We start from the raw sequence: 20,783 nt of genomic DNA on the forward strand, positions 1-20,783 counted from the left end.
GGAACTGACACGAGGAACTGACATGGCGAAAAGCTCGGGCACCGCTGGCGCCTTCGACATCCGGACGATAATCGCGCTGCTGTTCGGCATCTACGGCGTCGTGCTCACCATCGTGGGCGTTGTGCAGCCGCATGCCGAGATCGACAAGTCCGCCGGGGTGAACATCAACCTCTGGACCGGCATCGGAATGATCGTTTTCGCGGTGGTGTTCGTGGCCTGGGCGCGACTGCGCCCCATCGTCGTGCCCGACGAGGCCGGGGCGTTCGAGGAATAGGCGCGAACACCCGCCGTGATGGCGTCCGCATACCCGGGTGCAGGCGCCGTCCGCGTTCCGGCGGATCCGCAGGTTCCCGTCCACGATGGCCGATCAGCTAGATAGTGTGATCGCCGTGCCCCGACCAGTGACCTTGATCGCCGCGCTGCTCACCGCGCTCACCACGCTCGCAGCGGCGGGCTGCGCCGCGGACGGCAAGTCGACCTCGGCCCGGCGGACCGTCGAGGTGTCGAAGTTCGAGCTGAACAAGCCCGGGCTGCTGGACCAGGCCTTCGCGCCGGACCGGCTGCGCGGGGTGGACGTGTGCGCGACGTTGCAGGCGATCGACCTCGGCAGGTTCGGCGCACCAACCCCGGAATTCACCCCGGACGGCCTCGGGACCTGCTCGAACTACATGAAGGACCGCAACGGCAAATCGTTCAATGTCACCCTCTACTTCGATGAGAAGGTGTCCGACGTCGGGGCGCACCGCATCGGCGGGCTCCCCGCCGCCATCAACGACAACGGTTCGGGCTCCTGCTTCGCGTCCGTGGCGTACGCCGGCGCCGACGCCGAGCAGTTCGCCGAGCCGCGCGGTCTGGAGATCCAGCTGAGCAGCGAGCAGGCGGACGTTTGCTCGCCCGCCGTGCAGATCCTGACCGACGTCGTCGACGTCGTGCGGACGAAACCGCCGGTTAGCCCCCGCACGTCGGGTGGGTTGGCCGGGTTCGACCCGTGCGAGATCCTCGACCCGGCCGCGATCCGCGAGGCGACGATGGGCAGCCCGGCGAATTCGGCCGGTGGGGAAGGGCTCTACTCCTGCGAATGGTCGGCGGAAAACTCCGTGATGGTGACCATCAACTTCGGGGTGGGTGCCTTGAAGAGCAGCACGCTGCCGCCGGTGGACCTCACCGGCGTGCCGGGCTTCGTGGTGCCCGGCAGCTCCGATCCGCCGACCTGCGCGGTCGAGTGGGAGCACCGCAAGAACGCCAACGCGGCGGGCGAGAGCGAGTTCGTGCAGATAGAGATCATGAACATGGGCCGGACCTCGATGAACCCCTGCGCGAATGCGACCAATCTGGCGAAACGGGTGCGGGCCAAACTGCCGACCGCATGACGGTCCCGGTCCGACACCAAAATTTCGTAGGCTGCACGATGACAACGACCGACGTAAAGGTGGGGAGGCAGGCGATGACCCAGACCGCCCGTGGCAGCGTCGAGATGCCCAACGGGACGACCGAAGAGTCACCGACGTTCGAATCGATCGACCCCCGCACCGGTGAGATGGTGGGGCGTCACCCGATCCACGACGCGGCGGAGGTTGGTGCGCGGGTGGCTGCGGCGCGCGAGGCCGAGCCGGGGTGGGCTGAGCTCGGCTTCGCCGGGCGCAAGCAGCGGCTCGACGCGTGGCGGAAGTTGCTCTCCAAACGCGTCGACGAGTTGGCGGCCGTCATCTGCGCGGAGACCGGCAAGCCGCTCGACGACGCCAGGCTGGAACTGGTCCTGGTGATCGACCACCTGCACTGGGCGGCGGGCCACGCCGAGAAGGTGTTGCGCCGCCGGAAGGTCTCCTCCGGCGTCCTGATGGCGAACCAGACCGCGACCGTCGAATACCTGCCGTACGGCGTGATCGGCGTGATCGGCCCGTGGAACTACCCGGCGTTCACGCCGATGGGCTCGATCGCCTACGCGCTGGCTGCGGGCAACGCCGTGGTGTTCAAGCCCAGCGAGCTCACGCCCGGCGTCGGCCAGTGGTTGGTGGACAGCTTCGCCGAGGCGGTGCCCGAGCACCCGGTCTTCCAGCTGGTCACCGGGTTTGGCGAGACCGGCGCGGCGCTCTGCGCCTCCGGGGTGAACAAGGTTGCCTTCACGGGTTCGACCGCCACCGGGAAGCGGGTGATGACGTCCTGCGCGGAGAACCTGGTCCCGGTGCTGATGGAGTGCGGCGGCAAGGACGCCTTGATCGTCGACGCGGACGCCGACCTGGCCGCTGCCGCCGATGCGGCCGTGTGGGGCGCGATGTCCAACGCCGGGCAGGCCTGCATCGGCGTGGAGCGGGTCTACGTCGTCGACGCCGTCGCGGACCGTCTCCTGGAGATGATCGCCGAGCGGGCCGGGAAGCTGCGTCCGGGCGGCGAGCCGGGTGCCAACTTCGGCCCGATCACGATGCCCTCCCAAGTCGACATCATCCGCGGCCACATCGACGACGCGCTGCAGCGCGGAGGCCGGGCCGTGGTGGGTGGCGAGCATTCGGTGCGTCCCCCGTTCGTCGAGCCCGTGGTGCTCACCGACGTGCCGGAGGACTCCACCGCGGTCACCGAGGAGACCTTCGGGCCGACCATCGTGGTGCAGCGGGTTCGCGACGCCGACGAGGGCGTGGCCTGTGCCAACAACTCCCGCTACGGCCTGGGTGCGTCGGTGTTCTCGCGAGCCCGGGGCGTGGAGCTGGCGCGGCAGCTGCGCACCGGGATGGTCGCGGTGAACTCTGTGATCGCCTTCGCCGGTGTGGCGTCGCTGCCGTTCGGCGGGGTCGGCGACTCCGGGTTCGGTCGGGTCCACGGCGCGGACGGGTTGCGCGAGTTCGCCCGGCCGCAGTCGGTGACCCGGCTCCGGTACCGGCTCCCGCTGAACCCGATGAGCTTCGGCCGGTCCAAGGGCACCGTCCGGCGCGTGGTGCGGCTGATGCGGCTGGTACGCGGGCGCTGATCCACTCCGCCTGATCGACTCGGCGTTTCGCCTGGGCTTGCGCTGTGGCTGACAGGAAGGTTCCCTTGCTCTCGCACCCCGCGACCGGGCGTTGGGTGCGGAGTTGACGGCTAGTCGATCGGCGCCCGGCGTCGGTGCGGCAGACAAGGAGGCCAGCGGGTGAAGAAGATCATCAACGATCCGGCGGACGTGGTCGCCGAGTCGCTGCGCGGGATGGCCGCCGCGCATCCGGACCTGCTCCGCGTCCGCACCGATCCCGCGGTGATCGTGCGCGCGGACGCCCCAGTGTCCGGCAAGGTCGCGGTGGTTTCCGGCGGCGGCTCCGGGCACGAGCCGCTGCACGGCGGGTTCGTCGGGCCGGGGATGCTTTCGGCGGCGGTGCCGGGCCCGGTTTTCACCTCACCCACCCCGGATGCGGTGCAGGCGGCGATCGACGAGACCAACGGCGGCGCGGGCGTGCTGCTGGTCGTGAAGAACTACACCGGTGACGTGCTCAACTTCGAGACCGCCGCCGAGCTGGCCGGGATGGACGGCGTCGAGGTCCGCAGCGTGATCGTCGACGACGACGTGGCCGTGAAGGACTCCACGCACACCGCGGGTCGGCGCGGTGTGGGCGGCACGATCCTGGTGGAGAAGATCGTCGGCGCTGCCGCCGAGCGCGGCACGGACCTGGACAGGTGCGAAGAGCTGGCCAATCGGGTCGTGTCGCAGGTGCGCTCGATGGGCATGGCGGTGAACGCGCCGACCGTGCCGCACGTCGGCCAACCGAGCTTCGACCTCGCCGCGGACGAGATGGAGATCGGCATCGGCATCCACGGCGAGCCAGGCCGGGCTCGGGTGCCGCTGGCCTCGGCGGACGACATCGTCCGGCGGCTGCTGGACCCGATCGTCGAGGACCTGCCGTTCGCTTCCGGGGACGACGTTCTCCTGTTCACCAACTCGATGGGCGGTACCCCGCTGTTGGAGCTCTACCTGGCGCACGGAATCGCCGAGCGGTTGCTGGCCGAGCGCGGCATCCACGTCCGGCACCGCCTGGTCGGGTCGTACATCACCAGCCTGGAGATGCAGGGCATGAGCCTGACGCTGCTGAAGCTGGACGACGAGCTGACCGAGCTCTGGGACGCGCCGGTGCACACCGCCGCGCTGCACTGGTGAGGGAGAACGCGGGATGGGTTGCACTGCACACGATGTGGTCGTCGCGCTGCGCGCGGGCGCGGCCACCGTCGCCGAGCACCGCGACGAGCTGATCCAGCTGGACCGGGTGATCGGCGACGCCGACCACGGGGAGAACATGGACCGCGGCTTCCGCTCTATTGTGTCCAAAGTGGACACGGTGGCGCCGGAGACGCCGGGCGCCGTGCTGAAGCTGGCCGCCACCGTGCTGATCTCCACCGTCGGCGGCGCGTCCGGACCGCTGTACGGCACGGCGTTCCTGCGCGCGGCGGCTGCGGTCGGCGCAGCCGAGGAGCTTGACGGCACGGCGATCGCCAAGGCGCTGCAGGCCGGGATGGAAGGCGTCGTCGCCCGGGGCCGGGCGGCCGTCGGCGACAAGACGATGGTCGACGCCCTCTCGCCGGCGGTGGAAGCTGCCAAGAGCGCCGCGGAATCCGGCGAGAGCGCGGCGAAAGTGCTGGCCGTCGCCGCCGAAGCCGCACACCAGGGAGCCCAGGCGACCGAACCGCTGGTGGCCCGCAAGGGACGCGCGTCATACCTCGGAGAGCGCAGTGCCGGGCACATCGACCCAGGCGCGCGCTCGACTGCGCTGCTGCTGTCCGCATTCGCCGAAACCACGAGGTCCCGCTCATGAACGTCGGACTGGTCATCGTCTCGCACAGCGCCCGCCTCGCCGAAGGTGTCGTCGAACTCGCCCGGCAGATGGCGCCCGACGTGCGGGTAATGCCCGCCGGCGGACTGCCGGACGGCAACATCGGCACGGACTTCGAGCAGGTGTCCGCCGCCCTCTCGGACGCCAACACCGGTGCCGGTGCCGTCGTGCTCTACGACCTGGGCAGCGCGCAGATGCTCGCCGAACTCGCCGTGGAATCGCTGGGAGGTCCGAGCACCGCGCTCGTCGTTGACGCGCCGCTGGTGGAGGGCGCGGTCGCCGCGGCCGTCGCGGCGCAAGGCGGCGGCGACATGCGGGGAGTCGCACGAGCCGCCGAGGCGGCAGCCGAAGGCGGCGAGCTCGCCGAACCGGGCGCGCCGACGGCGGAGGAGGAAGTCCGCCAGGAACTGGAGCTGGCCAACGAAGTCGGCCTGCACGCCCGCCCGGCGGCGCTGCTGGCCCGGGGCCTGACCGGGTTGCAGGCGAACGTCACGATCTCGTTGGGCGACAAGGAAGCCGACGCTTCCAGCGTGCTTGGAGTCATGGGCCTGGGCGCTCGCAAGGGCGACCAGATCGTCCTGCACGCCAACGGACCGGATGCGCGCCAAGCGATCGAGCGCATCCTCGACCTCGCCAACCGCAACTTCGACGAGTAGCCGGCTCCCGGACGGAGCAAGGAACCTTCCTGCCGCGCACCGGCGGGGAGGTTCCCTTTTTTCGCTTCGGCTCGGGCGTTGGATGAAAGAAAGGTTCCCTTGCTCGCGACGAGCCACCGGCGTCTCGGATGACAGGAAGGTTCCCTTGCTCGCGTCGGCAGCGGTGTCGCTGGCTGTTGGGGCGCGGGCGCGGTTAGGGTGAGTTGATGTCGCTTCTCCGCCACCGAGGCATGCCGCTGCTGCTCCTCCTTGCGCTGCTGGTGGCGGGGTGCACGCCGGAGACCCCACCGCCCAGCCAGTCCGGCAGCCAGCAAAGCGATGCGGGCACGGCCCGAGCTGAACTCGGCGATCTGCGCACAGTGGACCCCTGCACGCTGGCCGATCCGGCCGCGCTGCAGGGGTTGGGGCAGACCGAGAACGCAGCAACGGTGTCGCTGGACTACTGCCTGCTGCACGTGAAGCCGAACGACGGCTCGCTGATTCAGCTCGCTATCGGGGAACTCGTCGGCACCGTCCCGAACCGGCAGGGCAGCCCGGTCGTCCAGCGCGGGCCGCTGCGGATCGTGCAGGACGCGCCGCTGCCCGGGCACTGCACCCGGCAGATCCTTTTCGCCGACAACATCGCTATGCAGGTCAGCGCCGATCTGCTGGTCGGCGACCCGGCCTCCGGGCTCTGCGCGATCGCCCAGGCCGGGGCCGACGCTGCGGTCGACGCGCTCGAACAGCACCAGGTTGGGCACCGGGCGTTCGCGGCGAACTCGCTCGCCATGGTGGATCCGTGCACGCTGCTGGATTCCGCTGTCGTGCAGCAGATTCCCGGGCTGGAAAAGGCGCAACCGCAGCCGAGCCCGGCCCGGCACCAGTGCATGTGGGGTGCGCAGGAGGCCGATTCGCCGCGGGTCCAGCTACTGCACAGCGCCGGTGATCCGCCGAAAGTCCTGCACGGCGCCGCCGTCGAGGAATCGATCGCGGACCGTCGCACCGTGCTCAGCATCGTAGGCGATGATCCACAGGTTCCGCTGTGTTCCGCGGAAACCGGGCACCTCCCGTTCGGCGACCCCGCCGCAGGTGGTGTCGAGGTGGCGATGCTGGTCGTGGCCGTTCCGGGTATGACCGGCATCGATGCGTGCGAGTACGCCCGCGGCATGGCCGGGCAGGCCTGGCCGCACCTGCCGACATCCGCGCCGTAGCCGGGCCGTTACCGTTGCGGACGTGCCTCGACGTAACCGACCGCAGCGCCCCAAGGGCCTGACCCAGGACACAAGCCACCGTGCGATGGGCACCGCGTTCGGCATGTCCCGTGTCGAACACGGGCCTGACGGTGACTGGATGGTGCGCACCGTGCCGGCCGCGCAGGCCACGAAGGTCTATCGGTGCCCGGGCTGCGACCACGAGATCGAACCCGGCATCGCGCACGTGGTGGCCTGGCCGGAAGCGGAGCAGGGCGGTGTCGCGGAACGGCGCCACTGGCACAACGGGTGCTGGAACGCGCGCGGTCGGCGCGGGCCGACGCGGCGCTGGTCGTAGCACGTCACACCATATCTGCCACTTGTTCGTGGCAGGATCGGGGCGATGAGCACCGAGATCCGCGCCAACACGATGCTGCCGGGCCACCGCGAACAGATCACACTGCACACGGCCGACGGGCTGAAGCTGATCGGTGAGCTGGCCCTGCCGGAGTCCCGGCCGCCGCGGGCGACGCTGATCTGCCTGCACCCGCTGCCCACCCACGGCGGCATGATGGATTCGCACATCTACCGCAAGGCGGCGTTCCGGTTACCGGCGCTCGCCGACCTCGCAGTACTGCGGTTCAACACGCGCGGCACAGTCAGCGAGGCGGGGCGCAGCGAGGGCAGCTTCGACGGCGGCAACAGCGAGCGGTTCGACGTGGCCGCGGCGCTGGAGTTCGCCGAGTTCCACGACCTGCCGAACGTGTGGCTGGTCGGCTGGTCATTCGGCACCGACCTGACGCTGGTGCACGGCCTGGACCCGCTGGTCAAGGGCGCGGTGCTGATCTCCCCGCCGCTGCGCTGGAGCACCGAGGAACACTTGGCGGCCTGGGCCGAATCGGGCAAGCCGGTGCACGCGCTGATCCCGGAGTTCGACGACTACCTGCGCCCGGAGGAGGCGCGCCGACGGTTCGCGGCGATCCCGCACGCCGAGGTAATCGGCTTCCCGGACACCAAACACCTGTGGGTCGGCAAGGCCGAGGCCGCGCTGGACGCGATCGTGCGGGTCGTGGCGCCGGACGTGCCGACGCCGCTGCCGCGCACCTGGGACGGTCCGTCGGAAACCCGCCAGGTCACCATCATCGACTCCTGACCGCCGCGGTCGACGGGTGACAGGAAGGTTCCCTTGCGCACGTCATGGGCTCAGGTGCTGAGCCGGTAGCCGGAACACCAGCTCCGGATGGCCGTCGCTGAGCCGCTCCAGGTGGCGCACGAACCCGACCTTCTCGGTGACCCGCACCGAGGGCGTGTTGTCCGCATCCGTCACGATCAGCACGGGCCGATCGGGGCGGTGCCGGCTCGCCCGCCGCACGGCCGCCTCGGCCGTTTCCGGCGCGTAGCCGTTGCCCCACGCGCTCGGCCAGAATCGGTAGGCGCGGTCCGCCACCGGCTCGCCTTCCTCAACGCCGTGCCGCACTCGCCGAACCCGCTAACTTCCCCGGACTTCGCGAGCCGGATCGTCCAGTAGCCGATGCCGTCGTCCACTTAATGCCGGCGGAACCATTCGAGGAGTTCGTGGGCCTGTTCCCGAGTTTGCCGGAACCGGGAGTCGTACGGGTAGGCCTCAGGTGCGCGGAGTGCACCGCGGCGAAGGCATCGGTATCGGCGGGCCCGGATGCGGCGGAGAACCAGCCGACGGGGCCGGATCTCTTCCGGTTGGAGCACCCGCCCCACGCTAGCCGTCCGCTCGATGACCGAGCACCCGATTTTCCGGCTTTCCGGAGCGGGGTGGCAGGAAGGTTCCCTTGCTCGCGTCGGCTTGACCTTGACTCTGGTGTCAATGCCCTAGCGTCGGTCGGCATGAACGACAACGGCAGCAAGGCTGTGATCACCAGCGGCAACACCGGCATCTGTCAGGTGACCGGGTGAGCGTTCGCCGCCGAGGACGCCGACGTCCTGTCGTCGGGTATGCCGCAGCAACCCTGGACGAGAGGGCAGCCCGAGGAGATCGCGTGATGGGTGCTGCAGCTGACCAGGAGCGACGTCGCCTACGTGCTTCCGGTCGAGGTCGACGTCCTGGTCAAACGCGGGTTTCCAGCACGTTGCCGTGCTGCCCGAGTTCCCGCCGGAGACCTTCGTCCGCATGCGGCAGGTGATGGTGACCGCCTTGTTCCTGCTGGCCCGCAAGGTGCTGCCGCACATGTACTCCCGGGGTTGGGGGCGGACCGTGCACGTCTCCAGCGTTCACGGCCTGCGGGCCAGCCAGTTCAAAGCCGGTGTCGCCGCGAAGCATGCGCTCGAAGGACTGTCCAAAGTGGTCGCCCTGGAGGGCGCTGAGCACGGCGTGACCAGCAACTGCGTTAATCCTGGCTACGTCGACACGCCGTTGGTGCGCGATCAGATCACCGGGCAGGCCGCCGCGCACGGGCTCGACGAGTCAGAGGTCGTCGAGCGGATTCTGCTGCAGCGCGCCGCGTTCAAGCGGCTGATCGATCCCGATCGGGTCGCCGAGCTCGTGCGCTGGCTCTGCGGGGACCACGCGGCACACCTAACCGGCGCTTCCGTACCGATGGACGGCGGTTGGGCCGCCGCCTGATCCGGCCCAGACACAAAGGAGTGTTTCTTGGCCAGCAACCAGAAGGGCTCGATCGCGCGGGTCGTCGGCGCCAGCCTGATAGGCACAACCATCGAGTGGTACGACTTCTTCCGTTTCGGTTCGGCCGTCGCGCTGGTTTTCAACCACCTGTTCTTCCCCCCAAGAGGATCCGCTGACCGGCACCCTGCAGGCGTTCACCACCTACGCCACCGGGTTCCTCGCCCGGCCGTTGGGGGGCTGGTGTTCGGGCACTTCGGCGACCGGATCGGGCGGAAGAAACTGCTGGTGCTCAGCCTGCTGCTGATGGGCGGTTCCACCTGCGCGATGGGGTTGCTGCCCACCTACGCCGCGGTGGGCGTGGCCGCGCCGCTGCTGCTCAGCTGTTGCGGCTGGTCCAGGGCTTCGCGCTGGGAGGTGAGTGGGGTGGTGCGGTGCTGATCGTGTCCGAGCACGGCGACGACCGGCGCCGCGGCCTGTGGGCGTTCTGGCCGCAGGGCGGGGCACCTGGTGGGAACCTGCTGGCCACCGCGGTGCTCGCCGCGACGCAGTCCGACGAGGCGTTTCTGGCTTGGGGCTGGCGGATTCCGTTCCTGCTCTCCGGCGCGCTGGTGGTGATCGGCCTGTGGATAGGGCTCGCGGTCAGCGAGTCGCCGGTTTTTCTGGCCGCGCAGGCCAAAGCCGAGCAGCGCGAGGAAAGCAGGACGTCCCGGTGGTCGAGGTGTTCCGGTCGCGCTGGCGTCAGGTGCTGGTCACCATCGGTTCGCGGATGGCCGAGAACGTGTCGTAATACGTGCTCACCGCGTTCATCCTGGTCTACGTCACCGGTCCGCTGGGGCTGCCGAAGTCGGCCGGGTTGAACGCGGTGCTGATCGGTTCGGTGACGTCGGAATCCCGGCTGATCGGCAGCAGCGTGTTGAGTCACGTGCAGGGTGGTCAGCGGCTTGCCGATCCGGCCGGTGAGCGCGATCCGCTTGACCGCACGATGCACCTCGGCGGGCCGTTCGGCGTAGTCGTAGTCCGCGTCGTAGCCCTCGGTCCCGCTGGCGCAGAACGGGATGCCGGCCAGCCGGTGTCGCCGTCGTAGCCCGGATCGACCTCCTCATGGTAGATCCGCTGCGTCAGGTCTCAGTAGACGAGGTGGTGAATAGTCCCAAGGAGCTGCGAGCCCGGCGCGAAAACCTGCCGCCAGGATCGCCGATTGGTCCCCGGCAGGGTAGGCGCGCAGTGCTGCCGGCAGGAAGGTCAGCAGGTTGTCCCGCTGCGTCCAAAGTGGTCCTTCCCAGTCGATCCCGCCGTCGTAGAGCCATGGCCGGTTCCAGCTGCCAGCGCACCAGCTAGCCGCCGTTGGAAAGTCCGGCCGCGAGCGTCCGCGACGACGGTCTGTCGTAGTGCACGCCAGGTGGCGGCCTTCGCCGCGGCGGTCAGCTCGCTGACGCGCTGGTTGCACTCGGCGACGGCGCTCGGTCCTGGGCCTCTAGCAGCCACCTAAGGGAGCCCGGCGGCGGGCAGTGACAGGAAGGTTCCCATGCTGCATCCGGCGGCCCGGCCTGTTGCGGCGCCTTCGCCGAAGTGGTCCGGCAGGATGGGGCCCGTGCACTACATCGAATCGGGAGCCGGAACGCCGCTGGTGCTGCTGCACGCGTTCCCACTGGACGCGCGGATGTGGAATCCGGTCCGGGGCCTCTTGGACGACCAGTTGCGGGTGATCACCCCGGACCAGCGGGGGCTCGGCGAGAGCGCGCTGGACGGTTCGCCGGCGCGGAGCCTGGCGGAGCCGGGGAAGAACCGCCGCACGGCCGAGCACCCGAGCCTCGACCTCGCGGCCGCCGACATCCTGGCCCTACTAGACCGGCTGGAGCTCCCGCAGGTCGTCCTGGGCGGATGCTCGATGGGCGGCTACGTCGCGATGGCAGTGCTGCGGGCCGCGCCGCAGCGGGTCACGGGCCTGCTGCTCGTCGACACCAAGGCCGTCGCCGACAACGACGAGCAGCGCGCCAACCGCATGAAGCTCGCGGATCGAGCGGAACGCGAGGGCACCGGTGGCTGGCTCGCAGATAGCACCCTGCCGAACCTGCTGGGAAGCACGACGCGCGAACGACGGCCAGAGGTCGTCGCCAGCGTCCGAGACCTGGTCGATGCCCAGCCCGCGGATGGTGTCGCCTGGGCGCAGCGGGCGATGGCGGGACGCCCAGACAGTGTTGAAACCCTCCGGTCCTATACCGGCCCGGCGCTGGTGGTCGTCGGTGAGGAGGACAGCCTGACGCCGCCGGATAGCGCGGGCGAACTCGCGGGCGCGCTGTCCGGAGGCGAGCTCGTGACGCTACCCGGTGCTGGGCACCTGCCGTCGATCGAGTCGCCGGACGCATTCGCCGAAGCCGTCCGCCCCTGGCTTTCCCGGCTTGGCTGAGCGATGCAGGCGCAGCCGGGCCCCGCATCGCGGCCGCTAGTTCTTGCCCGGTGGTCGGGCATCCCGCCCGACGCTGCGATCAGGCGATTTCTTGGCGTCCGCTTCGGATCGCTTGAGCTGCTCGGCCGTTTCGCTGGGCAGCACGAAGTACGCGCCGGACCGCCGCCTGTCGTCATCACCGGTTGGGAACTCCTGGTCCGCCACTGACCTTGGTCCTTTCCGTTGGTGCAGGCCGCGAAAACGGCCACAACCGTCCTTGCCCGTAGTGACGCGAAAGGTCCCCGGCGATGCCGAACACCGGTATTGACCAGGAAGAACGTCAGTCAGTGACGATGGGCTCCTGGATCTCGGTCACCATCCCTGCCGGGTCGGTTTCGTGCCCAGAGTCCGATGTCCGCTGTCCTCGATCCGGCGGGCCAGCGCCTAGTACGCGGGCACGCAGTCGTCCATCGAACCCCGGTGCACGATCGTCGCCGCCTTCTCCGCCGCTGGCAGGTCTACCACCGCGAAGTCGAAGGCGGGGTCCGGCTCGACGTTGACCGGCAGCCCGGCGTGCACGATCACGCTCTCGTTGTCCGCGCCGTCCTCGTAGTACGCGGTGGCGGGGCCGACCGGCGTCACCCCGGCACGCTCCAGCGCCGCGCACAGCTCATCGTAGAGGCCGCGAATCACCGAACTGATCGACTGCGGATCCATCGTCTTCGCGGTGCCGGACAGCTCGGCCACCCGCACCGCCGGGATCGCCTTGATCGCCACTTCGTCCTGGACATGATGCCCTCCGTCTCGATCACCCGGAGCCGCGCCTGGACATGCGCCAATCGGGCGGTGTCGGCCACGATCTTCTTTTCGAGCTCGGCTTGCCGCAACCGGAGCATGCCGCGCAGCTGCTCGGCGGTGAGGTCCGCGTTGAGGATCTGCTGCACCTGCTGAAGGCTGAAACCCAGTTCCTTCAGCGCGATGACCCGGTTGAGCCGGGTCAACTGGCCGATCGCGTCGGCCCGGTGCCCGGTCGACCGGTTGACTTGGGCGGGCCGGAGCAGTCCGGTGGCGTCGTGTTGGCGCAACTTCCGGACCGACACCCGTCCGTGCCTGGCAAAATCTCCAATGCTGAACATGACACCCCGGTTTAAGACCTGACACCGTGTCAGGTGCAAGTCTGCGCCGCGGGCCAGCGCCGGTACGTCCAGTGATCAAGGGCGAGCGGGCCATTAGTTCGCGAAGGTCTTGGCGGTTCGCCAGAAGCTGCGGTCAGCGGCGCTGCTGGTTGGTGGCGTCGATGCGGGTGGCGCTGTGAGAGCGCTGTGGGCCCTTGCCGTCCGGCACCGGCAGCTGGATGCGGCGCGTCGGCTCGTCGTGCGAGCCATGGCCGCGGGCCGTGTCCCGGTGGATCTGCTCCGTCGGCCCGTCGTCGACGGCTTCGCCGCCGCCCGACGGCTTGCCGCCCTGCCCCTTCGGCTTCGCCTGCTTCGCGGGCTGCGGCTCACCCTGCTTGGCGGCTGCGGCCTGCGGCGACTTCGTCGCCTCGCCTGGCTTCGCTGCGTTGCCCGGCTTCGCCGAGTCGTCGGAGGAGTCTCGGGTGAGGGCGGATTCGGCGTCCTTGCGGGCTTGTTCGCGGGCTTCCGCCGCCGCTGCCTGAAGTTTGTCCTCTTCGGAGTCCTCCTGAGCGAGGCGTTCCAGGAGGGGCGTCGTCTGGCCGAGCATCTCGGCGGCGTCGCGGAGCTTCTTCGCCACCGATTCGCGCAGTTCCGTCAGGGAGTGGACCTGCTTGTCGGCCTTGGCGAGGCGGCGCTGGACTTCCTCGGTGGTCGCGCGGAGACGGCGCTGCGAGTCCTCGCGGGCCGCCGCGACTAGGCGCTTGCTCTCGCGGGTTGCTTCGTCAATGAGGCGAGTCGCCTCTTCGGTGCACTCGCGGACCATCCGCTCGGACTTCTCCGTCGCTTCGCGGACCATCCGCTCGGACTTCTCCGTCGCTTCGCGGACCATCCGCTCGGACTTCTCCGTCGCTTCGCGGACTAGCCGCTCGGCTTCCGCCTCGCTCTCCCGGATCCGCTTCTCCGCGGCCTTGGTGCTCTCGCGTTCGCGCTTCTGCGAGGCCTCGATGCTTTCCCGCTCGCGCTTCTGGGCTGCCTCGGTGGATTCGCGGGTGAGTTTCTGGGCCGCTTCCGTGCTTTCCCGCTCGCGCTTCTGGGCTGCCTCGGTGGATTCGCGGGTGAGCTGCTCTGCCTTCGTGGTGGCATCGGCGACCAGGCGGTTCGCCTGGTCGGTGGCTTCGCGGACCCGGCGGTGCGCCTCGTTGGTGCCTTCTCGCAGGCGGCGGTTGGCCTCTTCGGTCGCTTCCCGGACGCGGCGCTCGGCTTCGGCCTTGCTGGTGGCCTCCTGCTCGGCGAGGGTCCGCATGGACTCGCTGCGGCGCGCGGCCATCGCGATCTCGAAGTCCTCTTCGACCTGGGTCCGGCGGGCCTCGGACTCCTGGTCGCCGCGCTTGCGGTTCTCCTCGGCCTCGCGGGTGATCCGCCCTGCTTCGGCCTTGGCCTTGACCATCAGCGAGCGGTGTTCGGTCTCCATCTCGCTGCGCCGGCTGTCGACCTCGGAGATCAACCGCTCGTAGCGGTTGCGGAGGTTGGTCGCCTCGGACTCGGAGCGCGCGCGGATCTGGGCCGCGTCGTTCTCGGCGCGGCCCCGGATGTCGTTCGCCTCGTCCTGGGCGAGCCGCAGCATCCGCTGCAGCCGCTCGCTGAGGCCTTCCAGCGTGGTCGGCGGCTTGGCGAGCCGTTCGACCTGGCCGCGCAGGTTCTCGATCTCGGACCGAGCCGATTCGAGCTGCTTCGACAGATCCCCTGCCTGGGAGACCGCGGCGTCGCGATCCGCGGAGAGGATGCGGATGTCGGCGTCGAGTCGCTCGAGGTGCTCATCGACCTGGGCGCGGTCATAGCCGTTCTTGCGAGCGAGGTCGAATCCCGATCCCAGTGGCAGCAAGTCGCGGTCGTCGGCAAGGCCCATGGCAACCAAGTTACCTGGAAGACAGCGTTGTTGTGGGAGGTGTGGCACCTATCCGCCGGATTTTCCTCGCCCGGCGCGGAACCCTCCGACGAGCAGCCCGAACGAGGTTTCGCCGCGGTGTGTCGACGGTCACCCGTGGGGACGGATCCCAGTCCGTCGGCGGGAGAGGCGAACAGGGCGAAATCGCGGGAAGCGGCCTCTTGACCGGCTGGCCAACCAAGAGTGACCATGGAGGTGCAATTTCGGGTGCAGTGGAGGTGATCGACGTGGCCGATAGGTCGAGCGGTTCGACTGTCAAACCGTGGATCCGCTGGCAGGACTGGGCCGGAGTGGTGCTGGGCGCCTACCTGATCCTCGCGACGATGTGGACGTCGACGAACGGGTCGGCGATGTCCGCGATGATCGTGCTGGGCGCGCTGCTGCTGATCGCGAGCGTGTGGTCGCTCGCCGTGCCGGGGTCGATGACCAGCGAATATAGCCACATGCTGTTGGGTGTGCTGCTGTTCATCTCGCCATGGGTCCTCGGCTACAGCATGTTCACGGGAGCCTCGTGGACTTCTTGGATCGTCGGAGTCCTGGCCGTCATCGCCGGTGCCGCCGCACTGCCCGAGGCCAACGCCGCAAACCGCGGGGTGGCCGGCCAGCACTAGGTGGTCGCTCGAACGACCACGACCACTCACGAGTGCGACACAAGCGCGGTCCGGCGGTAACGTCCGGGCCGCGCGTTTCTTTTGGTCAACTCGCCCGGTGGAAGCCGGCCGGAAGTTGGAGGTCGGATCCATGGCGCAGACACCGGGTGATCGCGGCGCCCGCAAGCGGCCGTCCACTTCGGACGAGCTCGTCGAGGCGGCGCAGGGCGATCACGGCGCGTCCGCGCGGGAGCGCATCCTGGCCGCGGCTGGCGAGCTGTTCGCCGAGCACGGCTTCGACGCCACGCCCACCTCCCGGATCGCCGAGCGGGCCGAGGTCCCCAAAGGACTGATCCACTACTACTTCCGTCGCAAGCAGGACCTGCTGACGGTGCTGGTGGAGCGGCTGCCCGAGGACCTGGTGGAATCCGATCGTGTGGCGGTCCGCGGCGATGTCGCGGGCAGCCTGCGCCGGCTGGTTGGCGAGCTGGACGCTCGGCTGGAGTCGTCGTTGCTGCTCAGCCACCTGCTGTGGCGGGAGGCGGACACGCACATCGCGGTGCGGCAGGCGCTGCAGCGGCGGTTCCGGACGGTGGTGGAGCTGATCCGCCGGGTGATCGAGCTGGCGCTGCCGGCGGGGCCGGTCAGCTGCGACATCGACGCCGCCGCCGTCCTGCTGGCCAGGGTGATCAACCACCGGCACTCGGTGGCCCGGCACGGTGCGCACGACGACGAGCTGGACCGTGAGATCAGCTTCATCGCGAGGGCGCTGGAGTTGGGCGCCGGTAGGCCGCGGAAGGTCAAGCCCGCCTGATTTTCCGCCTCAGCGCTCGTTTTTCGCGGCGCCACTGAACTAATCCTGAAGTTCTTTCACGCTTGTGAAAGATCGTTGCCCGCGCTAGAACTCCTGCAGTCGGTCGATGCGGGAGGTTGTGGTGGAGGGTGTTGGGCAGGTTCGGTTTTCCAGACGGCAAGGGCTCGTCGCGACGGCTGCTGGTATCGCCGGAGGTGGTGTGATGGCGACGGCGGCAGATGCGACTACCAGCGGCTCGGCCGCCGGTGACCCGCACTACCGAGTGCGGGGGCTGCGAGCCCCGGTGGAGTTGATTGAGGACCGCTACGGCGTCCCGCACCTCTACGCGACCAGCGAGGACGACGTCTTCCTCGCCCAGGGCTTCAACGCCGCGCGGGAGCGACTGTTCCAGATCGACCTGTGGCGCCGCCGCGGCCTGGGGCAGCTCGCCGAGGTGCTCGGACCCGACTACGTCGAGCAGGACCGCGCCACCAGGTTGTTCCTCTACCGGGGCGACATGGACGTGGAATGGGCGCGCTACGCCAAGGACGCGCAGCGCATTGCGACGCAGTTCACCGCCGGGATCAACGCCTACCTGGACTGGCTGGACGAGCACCCGGAGAAGCTGCCGCCCGAGTTCGGCATCCTCGGCTACGTGCCCGCCCGGTGGGAACCGGAGGACGTGGTGCGCATCCGCAGCCACGGCCTCACCCGAAACCTGACCAGCGAGGTCAAGCGCGCCAAGGTGGCCTGCACTGCCGGGGTGGACGCCGACCTAGTCCGGCAGGGCCTGCAGCCCGATCGGCGGACGACCGTGCCCGATGGCTTCGACCCGTGCGCGATGCCCGGGGACGTGCTCGAGGTCTTCGAGCTGGCCACCCAGGAGGTCGAGTTCACCAACGGCGCGATCACCAGAGCGCTCCGCGACGCGACCACCGAAGGCAGCAACAACTGGGTGATCGGCGGGCAGCGGACCGCCACCGGACGCCCCATCCTGGCCAACGACCCGCACCGGGCCTACTCAGCCCCCTCTCTGCGCTACATCGCGCACCTGTCGGCCCCCGGCCTGGACGTCATCGGCGCGGGCGAGCCGGCGCTGCCGGGGATCTCCATCGGGCACAACGGGACGATCGCGTTCGGGCTCACCATATTCCCGATGGACCAGGAAGACCTGTATGTCTACCAGCTCGACCCGGCCGACCGCACCCGTTACCGGTACCGCGACGGGTGGGAGTCGATGACGACCCTGCGCGAGAAGGTGGCCGTGCGCGATGAGGCTGAGCGCACCGTCGAACTGGCCTTCACCAGGCACGGGCCGGTGATCCGCGTGGACGAGCAGCGGAACCTGGCGTACGCGGTGCGGACGGGGTGGCTGGAACCCGGCATGTCGCCGTACTTCGGCAGCGTTTCCTACCTGCGGGCCCGCAACTTCGACGAGTTCACCAAGTCGATGCGCGACTGGGGTGCGCCCACGGAGAACCAGGTCTACGCCGACGTGAAGGGCAACATCGGTTGGGTGCCGGGCGGCCTGGCGCCCAAGCGCGTCGGCTACGACGGCCTGCTGCCGGTGCCCGGCGACGGCCGCTACGAGTGGAACGGCTTCTACTCCGGTGACGACCTGCCGCGCCAGCTCAACCCGGCCGCCGGGTTCATCGCCACCGCGAACCAGTTCAACCTGCCGCCGGAGTACCAGGACAAGGGCCTCGGGTTCGAGTGGACCAACCCGTTCCGGCACCACCGGATCGTCGAAGTCCTATCGCGGCAGAAAAAGCACAGCGTGGCCGATTCCGCGGCGCTGCAAAACGACCAGCTGTCCATCCCGGCCCGGGTGCTGATCGCGCTGCTGTCCAATCTGGACAGCGGCGAGTCCGATCTTCGCCGCGCGCTGCGCCTGCTGCGAGGGTGGGACGCCGTGGAGGCCGCCGATTCGAACGCCGCAGCGCTGTTCGAGGTGTGGCTGTCAAAGCACCTCGGACCGGGGTTCGTGCGCGCCGCAGTGCCGAAGGCGGCCGAGGTGATCGAGGACGCCGACACGTTGGTGCTGCTGGGCGAGTTGGACAAGCCCGGCAGGTGGCTTCCCGACGCAGCGGCCCGCGACCGGCTGCTGCTGGACACGCTGCGCTCCGCCTACGCCGAGGTGCAGGAACTGCTGGGGCGCGGCGACGGAAACTGGAGGTGGGGCGAGCTGCACCACAGCTTCTTCGGGCACCCGGCGTCGGGGGCGTTCGACGAGTCCGATCCCGCCCGGTTCAACGTCGGCCCGCTGCCACGCGGCGGCTCGCCGGACACCGTGAACCAGTCGTCTTACCGGACCAAGGACTTCCTGCAGACCACCGGCCCGTCGTTCCGGATGATCCTCGACGTGGGGAACTGGGACTCGTCGATCGCGGTCAACACCCCCGGCCAGTCCGGCGACTCGGATGACCCGCATTACCGGGATCTGACCGAATCCTGGCGCACCGGAAAGTACTTCCCGCTCGCCTACAGCCGGGCGGCCGTCGAGAAGATCGCCGAACGTCGCATGTTGCTGCTCCCAGCGTGACATGAAATAAGCCGTGAGTCTTTTTGGTTTGTTATAAGGCCCGTTTCCGGGCTCGTCTTGCGTGGCGGCGCTGGTAGCGGAACCTCAGAGGGCTTCTCGGCACCGGGATCCCCGACGCACGTATGTCGAATTGCGTCGTGTCGGACCTGTCCTCGCGAGGAGGTCTCGGAGAGAGCCGTGTCGGTGCAAGTTGCTTAGCCAGCGCTAAGCGGCTGCGCCGCTCCACAGGGGGAAACCCTAACTTAGCGTGGCTACTCGGAACTCCAGAACGCTCACGGCCCTGACGGCATCCTCAGTGGACTTCGGCGGCCTCGACCAGTTCGACGAGGACGCCGCTGGCATCCTTGGGGTGCACGAAGTTGATGCGGCTGTTCGCCGTGCCTCGGCGCGGTTCTTCGTAGAGCAGCCGCAACCCCTTGGCGCGGATTGCGTCCGAGGCCGCCTCGATGTCGGTCACCCGATAGGCGAGTTGCTGCAGACCGGGGCCGTTGCGGTCCAGGAACTTCGCGATCGCCGAATCCTCACGCAGCGGCGCGAGTAGCTGGATCTGCGTGGCACCCGTGGTGTCGCCGGGCGCGCGCAGCATCGCCTCGTGAACGCCCTGCTCCTCGTTGACCTCGGAGTGGGTGACCTCCAGGCCGAAGGTGTCGCGTTGGAAGGCGATGGCCGCGTCCAGGTCGGCTACCGCGATGCCCACGTGGTCCACCGCCGTGACCAGACTGCTCAATTCAGCTCGCATGGCGGCAGCCTAACTCGCGGCCGCAGTTCCAGTGAATACCGGCAAATCCGGGAGATCGAATTGCCCCAAGGAGCGGAGTCGGGTGACCTTGCCACGCACCGGTATGTGGCTGATTTACGCGAGAGGAGCGAACATGGTCAGCGGGCAACGTGGACCGGGCCGCAAGATCACGATCCTGGCGGCATCGCTCGGATTCACCATCGGACTCGGCGTTCCCGCCGCGCTGGCCGCCGGTGGCGACGGCGTGAACAGCGGCGGAGGCGGCGACAACCCCAGGGCTGACCAGCTGCGCCGAGACCGGGCGTGGGTGGCGCCCGGGCCGCTGGTGTTCGGCGCCGAAACGTACGAAGCGGTGAGTTCCGCCGCAGCGACCGCAGCCGGAGCGGCGGACTGCACTATCAGCGCACAGGCAGCTACCAACCTGACGCTGTCCACGACCTGGCCCGAAGTGGCCGGATCCGGCGAAGCCCCGTCGCCGATGACCCTGTCCCGCTACGACGACCAAACCTCCCTCGCCGACCCGGAACAGCGCGCGAAGGGCCTGTTCTTCAACCCCGGCGTCGGCATCTGGCAGCTCGACTCAGCCGGGCTCGGCGCCGACGGAACCGCCGCAACCGCAATCGATTCGGTCGGTGCCGCGAAGAAGATGGCACCGTACGTGGTCAAGAAGTACTGCGCCGCGATCAACGGCGGATCGCCCGCCGCGAGCGCCCGCGCCGCCGCTTGGAAGGATTGGCACGCCTGCGGCGCCGGCGCCTGCGAGTCGATCTACCAGCGGTTGGAAGCCGACGGCGTGACCAAGGACGACAGCGTCAACAGGTACGGCGGGGCGCAGCCGCACACCTGCACCTACGAGGGCACCCAATACGACTGCCTGCACGTCGATCCGAGCAAGGCGCAGGGCGAAGACGCCTGGACCTCGCCCGACTTCGGGCCCGCCCCGGTCCCGGAGCCCTTCTACGTCTTCACCTACGCCAAAGGCGGCAAGAAGTACGAGGTGCGGTACTGGCTGAAGGCCGAATCCGGCGCGGACACCGACGTGTCGGCCTCCCGGGAGCTCGGCGCCAACGCCCGCACCAAGCTGTCCTGGGCTGAGGAATCCAGCCTTTGCGACACCACCACCGACACCGGCAACTGCTGACCAACCGCAGCGGTGCGGGAGAAGGCAAGGGAACCTTCCTGTCGCCGGTCGGCGGGCGGGCGCGAGGAAGGGAACCTTCCTGTCGGACGGGGCCGCGTATGGCGGTCGTCACAGGCGGCACCGGGTGTCACCGCAGGTATGGTCCGGGCATGCCCGCGGGCCCATGATGGTGCTGCGACGCATCGATGACGTGGTAGTCGACGAAGACGCACCGGGAGGCAGTGGTGGGCAATTCTGTGATCGTGGCGGGGGCGCGGACTCCGATGGGGCGGTTGCTCGGCTCGCTAAAGGACTTCTCGGGTGCGCAGCTGGGTGGGGTTGCGATCA

Annotated in this window: 20 protein-coding genes and 2 pseudogenes; 16 read left to right on the forward strand and 6 right to left on the reverse strand. The window is 69.2% G+C overall.

The window, feature by feature from the left end; genetic code table 11:
* The first annotated feature begins 22 nt into the window (after window positions 1-22).
* The 9 genes from ACWDKQ_RS29340 (at window position 23) to ACWDKQ_RS29380 (ending at window position 7,762) form a co-directional block, all read left to right on the forward strand.
* Window positions 23-274: a hypothetical protein gene (locus tag ACWDKQ_RS29340; RefSeq protein ID WP_450142028.1), complete on the forward strand. Its 252-nt coding sequence runs from the start codon at window positions 23-25 to the stop codon at window positions 272-274.
* Window positions 275-359: 85 nt separating this feature from the next.
* On the forward strand, window positions 360-1,370 hold the full coding sequence (locus tag ACWDKQ_RS29345; protein WP_450142012.1) for a DUF3558 family protein: 1,011 nt from the start codon (window positions 360-362) through the stop codon (window positions 1,368-1,370).
* A 74-nt stretch (window positions 1,371-1,444) separates the two neighbouring features.
* The gene (locus ACWDKQ_RS29350) at window positions 1,445-2,959 is read left to right on the forward strand and encodes an aldehyde dehydrogenase family protein (protein ID WP_450142013.1); all 1,515 of its coding nucleotides are present in this window, start codon (window positions 1,445-1,447) and stop codon (window positions 2,957-2,959) included.
* A gap of 159 nt (window positions 2,960-3,118) precedes the next feature.
* Window positions 3,119-4,114, forward strand: coding sequence for a dihydroxyacetone kinase subunit DhaK (gene dhaK, locus ACWDKQ_RS29355; RefSeq protein WP_450142014.1), 996 nt, complete (start codon window positions 3,119-3,121; stop codon window positions 4,112-4,114).
* 13 nt (window positions 4,115-4,127) lie between these two features.
* Window positions 4,128-4,766, forward strand: a complete 639-nt coding sequence (dhaL, locus tag ACWDKQ_RS29360; RefSeq protein WP_450142015.1) for a dihydroxyacetone kinase subunit DhaL — start codon at window positions 4,128-4,130, stop codon at window positions 4,764-4,766.
* Complete coding sequence (gene dhaM / locus ACWDKQ_RS29365) at window positions 4,763-5,440, forward strand: dihydroxyacetone kinase phosphoryl donor subunit DhaM (protein ID WP_450142016.1); 678 nt, start codon at window positions 4,763-4,765, stop codon at window positions 5,438-5,440. The genes dhaL and dhaM overlap by 4 nt, the downstream gene beginning before the upstream one ends.
* A 206-nt stretch (window positions 5,441-5,646) precedes the next feature.
* Window positions 5,647-6,630, forward strand: coding sequence for a hypothetical protein (locus tag ACWDKQ_RS29370; RefSeq protein WP_450142017.1), 984 nt, complete (start codon window positions 5,647-5,649; stop codon window positions 6,628-6,630).
* A gap of 22 nt (window positions 6,631-6,652) precedes the next feature.
* The gene (locus ACWDKQ_RS29375; RefSeq protein WP_450142018.1) at window positions 6,653-6,967 is read left to right on the forward strand and encodes a hypothetical protein; all 315 of its coding nucleotides are present in this window, start codon (window positions 6,653-6,655) and stop codon (window positions 6,965-6,967) included.
* 45 nt (window positions 6,968-7,012) lie between these two features.
* Window positions 7,013-7,762 (forward strand): alpha/beta hydrolase, encoded by a 750-nt coding sequence (locus ACWDKQ_RS29380; protein WP_450142019.1) that lies wholly within the window; start codon window positions 7,013-7,015, stop codon window positions 7,760-7,762.
* Between the two features lie 42 nt (window positions 7,763-7,804).
* Here the strand turns inward: ACWDKQ_RS29380 and ACWDKQ_RS29385 are convergent, their stop codons facing one another.
* Window positions 7,805-8,086, reverse strand: coding sequence for a GNAT family N-acetyltransferase (locus ACWDKQ_RS29385; RefSeq protein WP_450142020.1), 282 nt, complete (start codon window positions 8,084-8,086; stop codon window positions 7,805-7,807).
* Between the two features lie 566 nt (window positions 8,087-8,652).
* On the opposite strand from ACWDKQ_RS29385, the pseudogene ACWDKQ_RS29390 reads away from it, so the two are divergent.
* The 3 genes and pseudogenes from ACWDKQ_RS29390 to ACWDKQ_RS29400 all read left to right on the forward strand — a co-directional run.
* A pseudogene (locus ACWDKQ_RS29390) lies at window positions 8,653-9,205 on the forward strand (SDR family oxidoreductase); the annotation flags it as partial.
* A gap of 27 nt (window positions 9,206-9,232) precedes the next feature.
* A pseudogene (locus tag ACWDKQ_RS29395) lies at window positions 9,233-10,082 on the forward strand (MFS transporter); the annotation flags it as partial.
* A 705-nt stretch (window positions 10,083-10,787) separates the two neighbouring features.
* Window positions 10,788-11,612 (forward strand): alpha/beta fold hydrolase, encoded by an 825-nt coding sequence (locus ACWDKQ_RS29400; RefSeq protein ID WP_450142029.1) that lies wholly within the window; start codon window positions 10,788-10,790, stop codon window positions 11,610-11,612.
* Between the two features lie 36 nt (window positions 11,613-11,648).
* Here the strand turns inward: ACWDKQ_RS29400 and ACWDKQ_RS29405 are convergent, their stop codons facing one another.
* The 4 genes from ACWDKQ_RS29405 to ACWDKQ_RS29420 all read right to left on the reverse strand — a co-directional run bounded on the left by ACWDKQ_RS29405 (window position 11,649) and on the right by ACWDKQ_RS29420 (window position 14,612).
* Window positions 11,649-11,816 carry a hypothetical protein gene (locus ACWDKQ_RS29405; protein ID WP_450142021.1) on the reverse strand — a complete coding sequence of 56 codons (168 nt, stop codon included), beginning with the start codon at window positions 11,814-11,816 and terminating at the stop codon, window positions 11,649-11,651.
* A 219-nt stretch (window positions 11,817-12,035) separates the two neighbouring features.
* A complete protein-coding gene (locus tag ACWDKQ_RS29410) occupies window positions 12,036-12,368 on the reverse strand; it encodes a hypothetical protein (protein WP_450142030.1) in 333 nt (110 codons plus the stop codon).
* Window positions 12,281-12,727 (reverse strand): MerR family transcriptional regulator, encoded by a 447-nt coding sequence (locus ACWDKQ_RS29415; RefSeq protein WP_450142022.1) that lies wholly within the window; start codon window positions 12,725-12,727, stop codon window positions 12,281-12,283. The genes ACWDKQ_RS29410 and ACWDKQ_RS29415 overlap by 88 nt, the downstream gene beginning before the upstream one ends.
* 133 nt (window positions 12,728-12,860) lie before the next feature.
* Window positions 12,861-14,612, reverse strand: coding sequence for a M protein (locus ACWDKQ_RS29420; protein ID WP_450142023.1), 1,752 nt, complete (start codon window positions 14,610-14,612; stop codon window positions 12,861-12,863).
* A gap of 251 nt (window positions 14,613-14,863) precedes the next feature.
* Between ACWDKQ_RS29420 and ACWDKQ_RS29425 the strand changes: the two genes are divergently transcribed.
* The 3 genes from ACWDKQ_RS29425 to ACWDKQ_RS29435 all read left to right on the forward strand — a co-directional run bounded on the left by ACWDKQ_RS29425 (window position 14,864) and on the right by ACWDKQ_RS29435 (window position 18,576).
* Window positions 14,864-15,262 (forward strand): SPW repeat protein, encoded by a 399-nt coding sequence (locus ACWDKQ_RS29425; RefSeq protein ID WP_010305372.1) that lies wholly within the window; start codon window positions 14,864-14,866, stop codon window positions 15,260-15,262.
* Window positions 15,263-15,392: 130 nt separating this feature from the next.
* Entirely contained in the window at window positions 15,393-16,055 is a 663-nt protein-coding gene (locus ACWDKQ_RS29430) for a TetR/AcrR family transcriptional regulator (RefSeq protein ID WP_450142024.1), read from the forward strand.
* Between the two features lie 202 nt (window positions 16,056-16,257).
* On the forward strand, window positions 16,258-18,576 hold the full coding sequence (locus ACWDKQ_RS29435; protein ID WP_450142025.1) for a penicillin acylase family protein: 2,319 nt from the start codon (window positions 16,258-16,260) through the stop codon (window positions 18,574-18,576).
* Between the two features lie 292 nt (window positions 18,577-18,868).
* Here ACWDKQ_RS29435 and mce read toward each other — a convergent pair whose 3' ends face one another.
* Window positions 18,869-19,315 carry a methylmalonyl-CoA epimerase gene (gene mce / locus ACWDKQ_RS29440; RefSeq protein ID WP_450142026.1) on the reverse strand — a complete coding sequence of 149 codons (447 nt, stop codon included), beginning with the start codon at window positions 19,313-19,315 and terminating at the stop codon, window positions 18,869-18,871.
* A 133-nt stretch (window positions 19,316-19,448) separates the two neighbouring features.
* Between mce and ACWDKQ_RS29445 the strand changes: the two genes are divergently transcribed.
* Entirely contained in the window at window positions 19,449-20,456 is a 1,008-nt protein-coding gene (locus tag ACWDKQ_RS29445; RefSeq protein ID WP_450142027.1) for a hypothetical protein, read from the forward strand.
* Window positions 20,457-20,783: the final 327 nt, after the last annotated feature.

This window comes from Saccharopolyspora sp. NPDC000995 (assembly GCF_053599315.1).